8 protein-coding genes are annotated in these 14,842 nt (G+C 37.0%); 3 read left to right on the forward strand and 5 right to left on the reverse strand.

Annotation, left to right across the window (positions count from 1 at the left end; all coding sequences use genetic code 11):
* Positions 1-133: 133 nt before the first annotated feature.
* From NFR82_RS05965 to NFR82_RS05975, 3 genes are read right to left on the reverse strand one after another with little or no spacing between them, the layout of a single operon-like run.
* Entirely contained in the window at positions 134-5,713 is a 5,580-nt protein-coding gene (locus NFR82_RS05965; protein ID WP_251717383.1) for a mucin-binding protein, read from the reverse strand.
* A gap of 34 nt (positions 5,714-5,747) precedes the next feature.
* The gene (locus NFR82_RS05970; protein WP_251717384.1) at positions 5,748-5,963 is read right to left on the reverse strand and encodes a hypothetical protein; all 216 of its coding nucleotides are present in this window, start codon (positions 5,961-5,963) and stop codon (positions 5,748-5,750) included.
* Positions 5,964-5,977: 14 nt separating this feature from the next.
* A complete protein-coding gene (locus tag NFR82_RS05975; RefSeq protein ID WP_251717385.1) occupies positions 5,978-8,875 on the reverse strand; it encodes a pectate lyase-like adhesive domain-containing protein in 2,898 nt (965 codons plus the stop codon).
* A 322-nt stretch (positions 8,876-9,197) separates the two neighbouring features.
* Between NFR82_RS05975 and NFR82_RS05980 the strand changes: the two genes are divergently transcribed.
* A complete protein-coding gene (locus NFR82_RS05980) occupies positions 9,198-10,211 on the forward strand; it encodes a D-2-hydroxyacid dehydrogenase (RefSeq protein WP_251717386.1) in 1,014 nt (337 codons plus the stop codon).
* A gap of 61 nt (positions 10,212-10,272) precedes the next feature.
* Here the strand turns inward: NFR82_RS05980 and NFR82_RS05985 are convergent, their stop codons facing one another.
* Positions 10,273-12,198: a GTP-binding protein gene (locus NFR82_RS05985; RefSeq protein WP_251717387.1), complete on the reverse strand. Its 1,926-nt coding sequence runs from the start codon at positions 12,196-12,198 to the stop codon at positions 10,273-10,275.
* Between the two features lie 84 nt (positions 12,199-12,282).
* Between NFR82_RS05985 and NFR82_RS05990 the strand changes: the two genes are divergently transcribed.
* The gene (locus tag NFR82_RS05990; protein WP_251717388.1) at positions 12,283-13,386 is read left to right on the forward strand and encodes an endonuclease/exonuclease/phosphatase family protein; all 1,104 of its coding nucleotides are present in this window, start codon (positions 12,283-12,285) and stop codon (positions 13,384-13,386) included.
* 34 nt (positions 13,387-13,420) lie between these two features.
* On the opposite strand, the gene NFR82_RS05995 is transcribed toward NFR82_RS05990, so the two are convergent.
* The gene (locus NFR82_RS05995; RefSeq protein WP_251717389.1) at positions 13,421-14,125 is read right to left on the reverse strand and encodes a YjjG family noncanonical pyrimidine nucleotidase; all 705 of its coding nucleotides are present in this window, start codon (positions 14,123-14,125) and stop codon (positions 13,421-13,423) included.
* Between the two features lie 168 nt (positions 14,126-14,293).
* Here NFR82_RS05995 and mscL point away from each other — a divergent pair, with 168 nt between their 5' ends.
* Positions 14,294-14,683, forward strand: coding sequence for a large-conductance mechanosensitive channel protein MscL (gene mscL / locus NFR82_RS06000; RefSeq protein WP_251717390.1), 390 nt, complete (start codon positions 14,294-14,296; stop codon positions 14,681-14,683).
* Positions 14,684-14,842: the final 159 nt, after the last annotated feature.

Below are 14,842 nucleotides of genomic sequence, written 5' to 3' on the forward strand. Positions count from 1 at the left end.
ACCTCCATAAATTTAATGAGATTAGAATACCTGAAAAATGAGGACAAAAACAGACACCTGGTTATTTGACGCTTACAAAAAAAGCATATCAAACGATATGCTTTTTCTATATATAGTTAGTTAATTACTTAACTTATTCTTCGATGTAGTGGAACCACTTACTGTAAGTTACACGGTTTGGATTACCTTCTGGGTACTTGTAGTCAGTGTATCTAATTCTGTAGTGTACACTGTTTACCCATTTAGTAACTTCTTGACCAAACTCATTAGTTGAAACTTGTTTTACATAAGTTGATCTGTATAAGTTCTTTTGATCCTTGTGATCTCTACCATCTTCGACACCGCGAACATTGATTACAACGTTAACATCTTGGTAAGTACCATCGCTGTAGTGTACTCGAGCCACACCTGGAATTGCCGCACCTGGTGTTGCAGTTGATGGAGTCTTGCTCCAATCAATATTAGTAATACCGAAGTGATCAACAGTTGTAGTGTTTACAGTAGTCTTAGCTGCTGGAACGGTTTGACCTTGATCAACAGTTTGAAGATCACCTGCAGTAGCACCTTGAACATTTACAGGAACGTTTACAGTAGTTGTAGTACCATCCTTGAATGTTATCTTTAAAGTACCGGTTTCAGTAGTAATCTTGTCAGTAGCTGGAACGGTTTCCCAAGCAACATTTACACCTGCTGGTGCAGATACTTGCTTGCCATCTTCAGTCCAAACTAATTTAACACCTGAAGCACTCAATGATGGAACATTTTCGTTAGCACCAACGTGAGTAGTTACATTTTCACCATCTGGAATAGATACCTTGTATCTATCGTTTTCGTTGTGGTGGATTAAAATAGTTTGATCCTTCAATGGAGTTGAACCGAATGTGAATGAAGTTGGGATGGTTTGACCCTTAACAATAGTCCAACCTGCTGGTACATGTGATTCTGCATTGAATTGTACAGTTTCACCAGTCTTACCATTTACAGTAGTTGAAGTAATTGTCTTGTGAGTTTCTTCATCAACGTAGTTTACAAGAACCTTTTGGTCGCTTGCGTTGTAGTGGAATACAACCTTGTCAAGACTATCCTTTGAACCATCAACAGTTACAGCTGGTGCTGCATCTGGGTTAGTTACGAAGTAGCCTTTGATTTCTGGTGCAGTGTAAGCTGGCATTTCTGCTGATTGCCATGCGTTCCACTTGATTTCACCAGTTGCTAAGTTCTTGTCACCTGTTCTGTGAAGAGTAACAGTTTCAGTGTCAACCTTCTTAGCGTCTTGACCTTCAATTTGAGTGTAGATATCACGACTTACAGTCTTTTCAGTACCGTCACCAGTGGTAATAGTTTCGTGATTTGCCTTGTAGTCAAATACTACGTCTGCAAGCTTAGCAGTTGAACCATTAGCAGTTACAGCAGCACCTGCATTAGGGTTTTGAACTGTGTAGTTCTTGATTTCTGGTGCAGCGTAAGCTGGCATTTCTGCTGATTGCCATGCGTTCCACTTGATTTCACCAGTTGCCAAGTTCTTGACACCTGTTCTGTGAAGAGTGATGTTTTGAGTATCAACCTTCTTAGCATCTTGACCTTCAAGCTTAGTGTAGATATCACGGCTTACAGTCATTTCTGTACCATCACCATTTGTGATATCTTGTGTATTTGCCTTGTAGTTAAAGGTTACATCTGGAAGAGAGTTACTGTTAGCATCAATCTTAGCTGCGGCACCTGCATCTGGGTTAGTTACTGTGTAACCAGCAAATTCAGGAGCATCGAACTTAGGCATTGTATCAGTGTTCCATGCACTCCAAACAATTTCACCAGTTGCTAAGTTCTTATCACCAGTTCTTGAAAGCGTAATGCTTTGAGTAGTGTAGTGTTCTGCGTTTTGACCTTCAAGTTGAGTGTAAATATCACGAGTTACGGTTCTGTGGGTACCTACTCCATCAGTGATAGTTTCATGCTTAGCCTTGTAGTTGAATACTACATCTGCAAGTTGAGCAGTTGAACCATCAACAGTTACAGCTGGAGCTGCATCTGGATTAGTTACTTCGTAGTTTGGAATTTCTGGTGCAGTAAATGCTGGAATTTGCTTAGCAGTCCATGCACTGTAAGTAACTTTACCTGTTACCAAGTTTCTTTCAGCAGTTCTAGTAAGAGTTACATTTTGTACGTTGTAGATTTGCTTAGTACCATCATCTAATTGAGTATAAATGTTTCTCTTAACTGTCATTGTAGTATCACCGTAGTAAGGTGCGGTCTTAGCTACAACATAAACATTAACCGCTTGAGTTGGTTGAGTATCACCGAACTTAATAGTAATGTTTTGTTCTTGATTTGGTGCAAGTTGGTAGTTACCTGGAAGGAATGTATCCGCATCAAATACGACAGTTGAGTTAGTTGAACCAGCCACATTGGTTGAACCTACTATATAATCAGTACCTTGTTCAACGTAGTTTACAGGTTGGTTAAATTCCGAAGCCATGTACTTGAAAGTTACAGTTTGATTTGGAGTATTTGCATTTACAAAAATTGCTGAAGCATCAAGTGGGTTAGTTACTGTGTAACCCTTAAATGAAGGAGCTACAACTTGATCGAATGTTGCAGTGGACCATGCACCGTAGATCTTTTCACCAGTTACTAAATCTTCATCAGCAGATCTGGTCAAAGTTACTTTTTGATCTGTAATTTTAACAGTCTTGCTTGTATTTGGATCAATGTATTGAACTAAACGTGAAATGGTCTTACTGTCGGCATCTTTGATTTGCTTGTGGCCGTGTTCAACAAGGATAGTAATTGGAGCCTTGTCAGCAGTACCAAAACTAATAGTTAAAGGTAAGTCTTGACCAGGAACAATTACCCAGTTCTTTGGTGCTTCTGGAGTGAAGTTAACAGTAGTGTTAGTCTTGCCTTCAACAGTAGTTGAAGCAACAATATTTGACTGATCGTTTACATCTACATAGTTAACAACCTGCTTACGGTCTTGTGCTGCATAATTAAATACTACGTCATCAAGACTGTTCCGTGAACCATCTACAGTTACAGCTGGGGCTGCATCTGGGTTAGTTACATCGTAACCTGCAATTGATGGAGCATCAAACTTAGGCATAGTAGTTGGTTCCCAAGCATTCCACTTGATTTCACCAGTTGCCAAGTTCTTGTCACCTGTTCTGTGAAGAGTAACAGTTTCAGTGTCAACCTTCTTAGCATTTTCACCTTCGATTTGAGTGTAGATATCACGACTTACAGTCTTTTCTGTACCATCACCAGTGGTAATAGTTTCGTGGTTTGCCTTGTAGTTGAAAGTTACGCTCATGTTCTTAGTTGAGCTAGTAATATCAACTGCTGGGGCTGCATCTGGATTTTCAACTGTGTAGTTCTTGATTTCTGGTGCAGTGTAGGCATCCATCTTACCAGTACCCCATTCACCCCAAGTGATTTCACCTGTTGCTAAGTTCTTATCACCTGTTCTGTGAAGAGTTACATTTTGAGTATCAATCTTCTTAGCATCTTGACCTTCAAGCTTAGTGTAAATGTCACGGCTTACAGTCATTTCTGTACCATCACCATTTGTGATAGTTTCATGGTTTGCCTTGTAGTCAAATACTACGTCTGCAAGCTTAGCAGTTGAACCATCTACCTTAACTGCAGCACCTGCGTCTGGGTTAGTTACTGTGTAGTTCTTAATTTCTGGTGCAGCGTAAGCTGGCATTTCTGCTGATTGCCATGCGTTCCACTTAATTTCACCAGTTGCTAAGTTCTTATCACCTGTTCTGTGAAGAGTAATAGTTTCTGTATCTACCTTAGTTGGTTGTTGACCTTCAAGTTGAGTGTAAATATCACGACTTACATCCATGTGAGTGCCATCACCGTCAACAATTTCTTGGTGATTTGCTTTATACTTGAAAGTTATACTCATGTTGTCAGTTGAGCCAGTAACTTCAACTGCTGGAGCTGCATCTGGGTTTTCTACTGTGTAGTTTTCAATTGATGGTGCAGTATAAGCTGCCATGTTTGCAGTACTCCATTCACCATAAGTAATTTCATGAGTGAAAAGATCTTCAGTAGCTGATCTAGTAAGAGTAACTGTTTGAGTATCTACTTTCTTAGGTTCTTGACCTTCGAGTTGAGTGTAGATATCACGAGTAATTGTCTTCTTAGTACCTTTATCAGTTGATGCAGTATGTTTATTTACAACAATAACAGTCGATGAACTAGTGGTCTTACCATCTGGCCAGTGAGTAATGATAGTAGTATCGTGATTACCAAGAATTGTAGTATCTACTGGAGTTCCCCAAGTGTAAGTAGTACCAGGAAGGTGAGAAGCAATGTCTCCTTCGTTAGTTACCATTTTATCAGGGTCTGGAACTGGATCACCTTGCCATACTTCAACTTTATCCTTAACATCTGGTGCAAGTACGTTAAGAGTTGACTTAGCAGTACCCTTATTACCATCTGGGTAAGTTACAGTAACAGTACCTACTGACTTACCAGCTTTTTCAGTTGAAGGTTCAGTAGTCCAAACAATTTGTGAACCTGCTGGAGCACCATCTACACTCTTATCTGCAGCTGGAATATCAGCACCGATGTGAGTGATTTCATCCTTACCTGTAAGGTCAACTACAACAACCTTAACACCAGTTGAGATACCTACTCCGTTTTCATAAGTAATATCAACTGCACCATCATATTCCCCAACCTTATTTACATCAACTTGAGTTTCAATGTTACTATCCCATGAAATACCTTTATAAGCATTTTCATACTCATCTGGAAGACCTCTTCTAGCGTCATCATCTGTTAATGAATCACCTTTATTAATATAAATGGTCTTACCTTCAATGTAAGGTGCATAACTTGGCTTGTAAATAACACCTTCAATATCATAACCTGCATCAAAGATTTGTTCGAAGTTGTCATCTATATATTGATTAATAAATTGATAATACTTTAAGTTTAGACTTCCATCTGGATTATGATAAGTTGGAACATTTCCTAAATTAAGGTAACCATCTGCTGTTTGAACAACTGCAGTCGCTGTAGCCTTATATTTAACATTATCTTTAAGATAAGTATCTCTACTAATACCCATTGCAGCTAATTGTTCAGGAGTAAGAGCATCTGGTTGAGTTAAACCAATTAACTTCAAGTATTCTTCCTTAGTTGCATCGTCAACTACTGGAAGATTACTTGGAATATCTTGACCAGGTTCTTCATTTGCTTGGATAGCCTTATTGTCTGCTAATGCTTTTGTATCAATTGCATCGTCTTTCTTAAGAACTTTCTTGTCTTCAGCTACCTGTAAAGTGATTTCCTTCTTAGCAGTTTGTGCTTGAGAATCTTTAGTTTGAACATCCTTAGCAACTTCTTCAGCCTTGTTGTTATCAACAGTTACATTTGTAGCTTTGTTTGAAGCAGCCTTATCAGTTACTTGTTCAGCGGCCGCATTATCAGCAACGTCCAAAGTTTGAACTTGCTTGTTAACAGTTACTACTTGTGAGTCCTTGTTAGCTTCAACAGTCGCATCTGCATCGTTTGTTTTGGCAGTTTCGGTTACATCCTTTTGTGCTGAACCATCAGTGTTAGCGTTAGTATCAGCTTGAACAGTACGTCCACCATAAATCATGAATGTTGTACCCAATAAAACTGATGCAACACCTACGGACAACTTACGTAAACCGAAATGTTGATGATCTTCACCTTTAAAGAATCTATTATTCATTTGTTTCTCCGTTATGTTTTGTTATGTTTTGTTCTTATTTTACAGTTTTCCAAGCTGTATATGTTACTCGGCCTTCTTGACCTTCTGGAATTGCTAAGTTGGTAATTCTGTCACGAGCTTTGATTGTCTTAGCTTGTGAAATTTCCACACTACCATCATAGCTAGTGGCTTCTTGTCTTACAGTAATAGTTCGATAAAGATCTCTGTCATCTTTATGATCTACACCATGTTCAATTTTTTTATTATCCATTTACTGGAACCTCATTAAGATAACTTTATGGTCTGCCACTTAGAGTAAGTTACACGGTTTGGATTACCTACTGGATAAGCGTAGTCTGTGTATTTTATTCTATAGTGTCCCATTTCAACTCTATTAATAGTTTGGTGACCTTCAAAATCAGTTACTATTTGGTTAACATATGTAGTTCTGTAAATTAATCTGTCATCCTTGTGATCCAAACCATTCTCTACTTGGCGAACATCAACATAAGGATTCAAGATTTGTGAAGTACCATCGCTGTAGTTTACACGAACCTTACCATATGCTTCTGGGTTTGGTTCAGCAATGTTAGGTTCTTCAGCCCATTCAACATTGTTAATACCGAAACGATCAACTGCTGAAGTATTAGTCATATGATCTGCAGTTGGTAAAGTTGATTGATCATTTTGATCAACCTTAGCACCATTGTTTTGTACAGTAGCAGTTAATACCTTAACTGGAACAACAAGTTGTTGCTTTTCACCGTTTATGATAATCTCTACTTTACCTGTACGGTTCAAGCTGTCACCTTCAGTAGCTACTGAAGTGTCAGGACCTGTAATCCAGTTGATACTGTAGTTTTCAGGTGCTTTAACTACCTTGCCATCAGTATCTTTCCAAGTTAATACAATGTTGTTTGCATTAAGTGATGGAGATTGATTAATGTTGGCATTTACGTGGGTTGCTAATGCATTTTCATCTGCAACACTTGCAGTTGGAATTGCATAAATAGTACCAAATGCAATTCTTCTTGCTTTCCACCAACTAAAGTTGTTGTTAAAGTCTTGATGTTGTTCAACTGACTTGCCATCAGTGAAAAGAACTGAACTAGTAGTTTGATCAAACTTAGTATCTTTATTGTAGAATTTTGCCCAATTATTAACCTTGCCAGTACTTTGACCTTTAAGGTTGTAGTTAGAAGCATAATCGCCCATCTTGTTTTCAGTATAAAGATTATCAAGATTCCAAGTATAATCTGCCTTTTTATCAAAGTTATCCGCTTGCCATTGAGATAATGGAATTGCATGACCTTTGAAAACTACTGAATTAGAGCCTGAGATATCATGTCCACCTTCAAGACGAATCAAATTACCATGTTGGTGTCCAGTTCTTTGCAAGTTGACGTATTTCACATTACCAAAATTAATATGATCAACTGAACGAATACCAAACATCGCAATCATACCCATGGTTTGAACATTATTGTCTTTACCCAAGTATGGGGCATATTCTTCAGGTGCCTTTGCTTTATAAGTACCTTGAGCACCATCTTGTAAATCTAAAGTTGCACCGTCATTTACATTAAAGTCGTAAGTGTTGTAGACATTCTCTGATGTACTACCAAATGAAATTAATGGACTAATAGTTTGCACACCAGTATCAGCACGAACAATTTTTACTGTTGCATTCTTTTCAATAGTAAATGAACTATTCCCGCGATTATATTTGTAATTACCGATACTAATTGGAGCAACATGAGTACCGACATTCACATCGCCGCCCCAAGCTAATCTGCCAGCACCATCTTGCTTAGTCTTAATATCAAGAACTGCATTTGGTTTAACAATTAATTCACGCGGTGCCAAAATAGCACTTGAACTACCATCACCCATGTTCATTTCAACATGAGCACCATCGCCAATAATCATGTTAGCCTTATCTGCAAAAGCAAAGCCCTTGATATTGGTGTAATCTTGATCTGGATTTAACTTAAAGTTAGCACCGGAACCAATAACTACAGCATCATTGCTGTCATTGTACATAGTGTGAACAAAGGCACTACCACCAACGTTCCAGGTAGTACTGTTAGGAACCCATGAATCTTGACGCAATTTAACATTAACGTCAGAGCCATCTGCCATCTTTACACTATGAGCGAAAATAACATTCTCATCTCCGCCTTCAAGCGTAGAATCAATATTAACGTTACCTGCTAACACAATATTGCATGCATCTGCTTGTGCAAGTTGATGACCCGTGAAATTAACATTATCAAAGGTAATGGTATTTCTCTTTGAATATTTAACGTTAACATTTCTCGTAAAAATTGGAGCAAAAGTATTATTAGTTGACGTAATATCAATATTCTTAAATACTAAATTCCAATCTGTACCTTTATCTTGGTTTTGGTCAAACAACCCCATAAAGTGGCGGTTAAAGTTTAATGAATATTGATTATCACCAGCACTAGTAATCACAAGATTTCTAGCAATGCCTCGTTGATTATAAACAATCTTATCGCCACCACGTTTATCAACATCAATATTGTTATCCAAAACAATTTGGTCAACATTGGTGTCTTTAAAAGCAGTATCAAATTGATCCCAATTACTTACATGAATTGGATTCTTGAATGTGTCTGGCACATTAGGCTTAACTGTTGGAACAATTTTCGTTGCTGCCTTAGCTTGATCTGAAGCAGCGGTCTTAGCTACTTGCAAATCCTTTGCATTTACTTGTGAATCATTAGCCTTAGTTGCATCTTCCTTAACATTAAGCACCTCTACTTGCTTAGTTTGGTTGTATGTAACTTGCTTTTGATTAGAAGCATCACCCTTAACTACTTGCAAATCCTTTGCATTTACTTGTGAATCATTAGCCTTAGTTGCATCTTCCTTAACATCAAGCACCTCTACTTGCTTAGTTTGGTTATATGTAACTTGCTTTTGATTAGAAGCATCCAAAGTATTTACTTGATGCTCGTCACTAGACTGATTATTTTGTTGTTGAACAGCTGAACTCTCTACTTGTTCAGAACCCTTATTCAATTCATCAGCATGAACAGCCTTACTACCAAAAACTGTAACTGAGGTACCTACCAATACTGAGGCAACACCTACTGACAATTTTCTGAGGCTAAAATGTTGACGAGCTTCTCTGTTAAAATTAGAACTCTTATCCATATTATTCCTCCGTTATGTTTTACAATATCACCCTCCCATTATATAACTTGGGTTATATAATTCAAGCAGCATTTTTACCGTATTAATAATACTATATACGCGTTTTTTCAACATACAAAAAGTTAGTATATTAGTGTTTTTTATTAAATAACTTATTTTAGATATTTAATTTGGCGAATATTTTTATATAAATTTTTTCTATTATTTTTTGTTATAAAAAGCTATTATTCTTAAAAAATCTTGCTTTCATGTTTTGTTTGTAAAACGTAAGAGTATAATAAGACTCGGTCATACTGTTTAATTTTTACGGAGGTATAAATTTATGACAAAGATTTTCGCTTACGCTATTCGTAAGGATGAAGAACCTTTCTTAAATGAATGGAAAGATGCTCATAAGGATATTGAAGTAGAATATACTGATAAGCTTTTGACCCCTGAAACTGCTAAGCTAGCTAAGGGAGCCGATGGTGTTGTTGTATATCAACAATTAGATTACACTCCAGAAACCCTTCAAGCATTAGCCGATGCTGGCGTTACTAAGATGTCATTACGTAACGTTGGTGTTGACAACATTGATATGGACAAAGCTAAAGAACTTGGCTTTGAAATTACTAACGTTCCTGTATACTCACCTGACGCAATTGCTGAACATGCTGCAATTCAAGCTGCACGTGTATTACGTCAAGATAAGCGCATGGACGAAAAGATGGCTAAACGTGACTTACGTTGGGCTCCTACAATTGGTCGTGAAGTTCGTGACCAAGTTGTTGGTGTTGTAGGTACTGGTCACATTGGTCAAGTATTTATGAAGATTATGGAAGGATTCGGAGCAAAGGTTATTGCTTTCGATATCTACAAGAACCCAGAACTTGAAAAGAAGGGTTACTACGTTGACTCACTTGATGACTTATACAAGCAAGCTGACGTAATCTCACTTCACGTTCCTGATGTTCCAGCTAATGTTCACATGATCAACGATGAATCAATTGCCAAGATGAAAGATGGCGTAGTTATTGTTAACTGCTCACGTGGTCCACTTGTTGATACTGATGCCGTTATCCGCGGTTTGGACTCAGGTAAGATCTTTGGTTTCGTAATGGATACTTACGAAGGTGAAGTTGGCGTATTCAACGAAGATTGGGAAGGTAAAGAATTCCCAGATGCTCGTTTAGCTGACTTAATCGATCGTCCAAATGTTTTAGTAACTCCACACACTGCTTTCTACACTACACACGCAGTACGTAACATGGTTGTTAAGGCATTTGACAACAACTTGAAGATGATCAACGGTGAAGAACCTGACTCACCTGTTGCTCTTGATAAGAACAAGTTCTAAAAATAATTAGCTAATAAAAAAGCGCTGATTTTAATTCAGCGCTTTTTTTGCATTTAAATTTTCAATCAAGTGGATATTGATATTCCAAATGTGCGAATTCTGGCACCTTATCCCAAGTTACTGTAAAACCTGCACCATGAGCACAGAAAACAGAATTTGGCGTATTATCAAAATCAGAAACCGGATCATACTTTCCCCGGGAAATAATTTCCTCACTATTATGACATGGTCGATATCCCGAAACGACACATTCCAAACTTCCCTCACCGTGAGTATATGAACGAACCTCATTCACATAATCACGCATTTCAGCTACAGGTGCTGAACCAGTAATTGAAACAAACTGCGTTTGTCCATCCGGCATTTCAAATTCGCCATTCATTCTTTGAATATCATTAATTGCTCGACCAACTTGATCCGCAGGTATTGTTAAAGTGAAATCATACCATGGCTCAAGTAACTTGCAATAGCCCATAGTCTTGGCCTCCATCAGCCCTTGCCGTACCCCGCGATATGTTGCTTCACGAAAATCCCCACCAACCGTATGCACATTACTTGCCTTACCATTGATCAAAGTAATTTTCATATCAGTAATTGGTGCACCAATTAAAACTCCTAAATGAGTTTTAGATTTCAAAGCCGTCATAATTTGATGTTGGTAATTCTTAGCAAGAGTTTCCAAACTAACCTGACTATCAAAAATCAGACCGCTCCCTTCTTCACCAGGTTCAAGTAAAAAGTGGGCTTCTGAATAGTGACGTAACGGTTCAAAATGTCCAACTGCTTCAATCGGTTTGTTAATTGTTTCCTTATATAAAATGTTTCCTTGATCAAAAGTCACATCCAAGTTAAATCGATCAAAGAGAATTTGACCTAAAATCTCCAACTGAATCTCACCCATTACTTGCAAGTGAATTTCTTGTAATTCTTGCGACCAGGTCAACTTCAAAGTTGAATCTTCATCTTCCAAAATTTTCAAAGCATCAAGGCAAGCATAAATATCATTATTTTCTGGGTTAAGGCGATACGTTAAAACTGGTCTGATTATGTTGCTTTTATCAGCTGTTTCAATTCCTTGACCTGGATAAGTTGTCTTAAGACCAGTCAAAGTGACGATTTCGCCAGCATGCGCTTCTGGCAGAACTTCATACTTACTTCCATCATAAGAACGAATTTGATCAATCTTTTCATCTGCTAATAATTCAGTCTTGGCCTTTAATCTTCCACCTAAAACTTTCACCCAAGTTAATCGATTGCCTTGTTCATCGTGAGAAATTTTAAAAACTCTAGCAGAAAATTCGTCGCTATACTTTTCTTCTTCAGTCCAGTCTTCGAATCCCTGAATGAATTCTTTAATGCCATTCAATTTCAAGGCCGAACCAAAATAAACTGGAAAGACTTGTCTTTGACTAATCATCTTTCGAATTTCATCTTGATCAAGTTCACCTTTATTCAAGTATTCATCAAGTAGATCTTCATTGACAGTTGCTAAATTTTCATAAAGTGAATCATCTATCTTTGAAAAGTCAAAACTTGAATCAGATAGATTCCCCTGAATATCTGTCAAAATTTTCTTCTTATCTGCATCAGGTGAATCCATCTTATTTACAAAAATAAAAGTTGGAACTTGATTTCTATTGAGTAAATTCCAGAGCGTCTTAGTATAACTTGTAACGCCATCGGCCGCCGAAATTACTAAAATCGCATAATCCAGTACGCTTAAAACAGACTCGGTCTGAGTAACAAAATCCATGTGTCCCGGAGTATCAAGAAGTGTTAATTTCAATGAATCAGTCTTTACTTGTGCTTCATGAGAGAAAATTGTAATCCCGCGCTTTTTCTCTAAGTTGTCTGTATCAAGAAATGCATCACCATTATCCACTCGGCCCAACTTTCTTAAGTTCCCTGCTTCATAAAGCATCGCCTCAGATAAAGTTGTCTTCCCAGCATCTACGTGAGCTACAATTCCTGTAGTAATTTTCTTCAAGTTAATCACTCCTTCTATTTTTTCTTACTCTCTATTTTACCGCTTTGTTATAATGAACTGGTAATTTACATTAGAGGTGCAATTATGAAAGTTTTTAAAAAAGTTGGCATTACACTGCTCTGCATTTTATCAATTTTACTAGTCGGGATCATCGGCTATGTGATTTACATGCAGACACATTACTACCGAATTTCCGATCATAAGAAATTAGCAGTTGAGAATAATCAAAGTTCAAAATTAGCGCTTCGCAAAAAATATACCGCTACAACTTATAATGTTGGTTTCGGTGCCTACAATCATGACTTTGATTTCTTTATGGATAAAGGCGAATTAAAAAACGGTCAAAAAACTCACGGTCATCGCGGAACTGCTTTTTCAAAAAATGCCGTCCTTGCTTCAACCAATGGAGTCATCCAAACCATGAAAAAAGAAGATCCAGACTTCATGTTTTTCCAAGAAATTGATATTCACTCAACCAGAAGTCATTACGTTAACCAAGTTAAAATGATGGAAAATCACTTTAAAAATTATGACGATGTCTTTGCTAATAACTTCCATACCGCCTTCTTGGCTTGGCCATTGAACGATCCACACGGTAGCGTTCAATCTGGAATTTTAAGTATGAGCCGCTATCACGTTACAAGTGCGGAAAGACGGCAGTATCCTGTAACCAGCGCCTTTATTTCTAAATTCACCGACCTTGATCGCTGCTTCACAGTAATTCGTTACCCAATCAACAACGGCAAATATCTCGTCATGATCAACAGTCACATGTCGGCTTATGATAAGGGCGGTAAAAGTCGTAAGGCGCAAATGAAGTTGCTTTCTAGCGTAATGGAAAATGAATACCGTGATGGCAATTATGTAATCGTTGGTGGCGACTTCAACCATGCTTTAGGCCGCGACATGCTCACCCATTTCGACCATCAAGAGAAGATTCCTGATTGGGTTTCAGTTCTAAGTCAAAAAATGCTACCTAAAGATTTCATCATGGTTAAAGCTGATAACCGAGAAAAAATTGCAACAGTTCGATCAACCGATATAAAATATGATCCAAAGGTAAACTACCAAACCATTTGTGATGGCTTCATCATTTCTAAAAATGTTTCCGCCAAAGCTCACAATATTAATACCGATTATCGCTATGCCGATCACAATCCGGTTAAGCTAGAATTTGAATTAAAATAAAAAATTTCCTAGGACATATTTCCCGGGAAATTTTTTATTTACTCTTAAAATCATTTTGCATGATTTTAACGAACTGTGGATAGTTCTCTACCTCAAATAGTGGGTGAAGATTTAAATTATTTTTACGATGACGATGATTATACCAAATACTGTCAAAGCCATACTTTTCTGCACCCAAAATATCAGATTGAAGTCCATCACCGAAGAAAATAGTTTCATTGGGTCCAATCTGAGTTCGACTGAAGAAATAGTCAAATGCATGCTCATCTGGTTTTTGATAATGTGCTTGTTCAGATGTGACAATCAGGTCGAAGTAATCTTTAATCCCCGCAAGTTCTAAACGATGCTCTTGCATAAATTGTTCACCGTTACTAAGTACTGTTAATTTATAGTCTTGTCTTTTAGCATAGATTAAAGTATCTTCCACACCAGGCAACAATTGATGCGCCTCACCGAAGTATGAACGATATTCATCCATTACCTCATTGCCATCAACATCAATATCTAAATTTTGCTTCAAAAAGACTCTGAAACAACGTTCACTGATTTCTTCATAAGTATACTTACCTAATTCCAAATCGCGCCACAAGTTTTGATTATAAGAATGGTACTGCTTCTGCAATTCACTTGAAAGCGGCCAACCATTTGCATCAAACAAACTATGCAAAGCAAAATCTTCTGTTGCTGCAAAATCGATCAAAGTATCGTCGACATCAAAAATAATTTGTTTGTATCTCATTTAATCATCCTCTCCAATCAATCTTGGAAAATAATTATAGCAATTATATGACATATGCACCAAGGATTGACATTTAAAAAAATTTTTATAAAACTTCATATTTTTTACATATTTGATTGATAAATTATAAATAAATAATTAACTTTTAAATTAAATAAGGAGAAGTTTATGCTAAAAGAGTTTAAAGATTTTATTTCTCGTGGCAATGTAATGGGATTAGCTATCGCCGTAATTATCGGTGGTGCCTTTACCTCAATTGTCAATTCTTTGGTAACCAATTTGATTAATCCACTAATTGGACTATTTGTCGGTAAAATAGACATGTCCAATTTGGTGTTTAAAGTGGGAGATGCAACATTTAAGTATGGTAGCTTTATTAATGCTGTAATCAACTTTATCATTATTGCTTTTGTAGTTTTCCTCTTGATGAAAGCTGTAACTAAGGTTATTCCAATGAAACCAAAAGAAACGGGTCCATCACAAGAAGAAATTTACCTAAAAGAAATTAGAGACCTTCTTGAGTCCAATCAAACAAATAACACAACAAATGAATCTTAATTCCATACAAAAAGTACTCAAAATTGAGTACTTTTTTAATTTCTGTTCAATTTAATTTTTTTGTTGAAAATTTAAATCAACAATCTTAAACTTGTTTTGCTTTTATTTATATGCATATATAGTAATTTGTAAATCAAATATATTTATAATTTTATATTG

This window comes from Lactobacillus agrestimuris, assembly GCF_943193025.1.
GTDB lineage: Bacteria > Bacillota > Bacilli > Lactobacillales > Lactobacillaceae > Lactobacillus > Lactobacillus agrestimuris.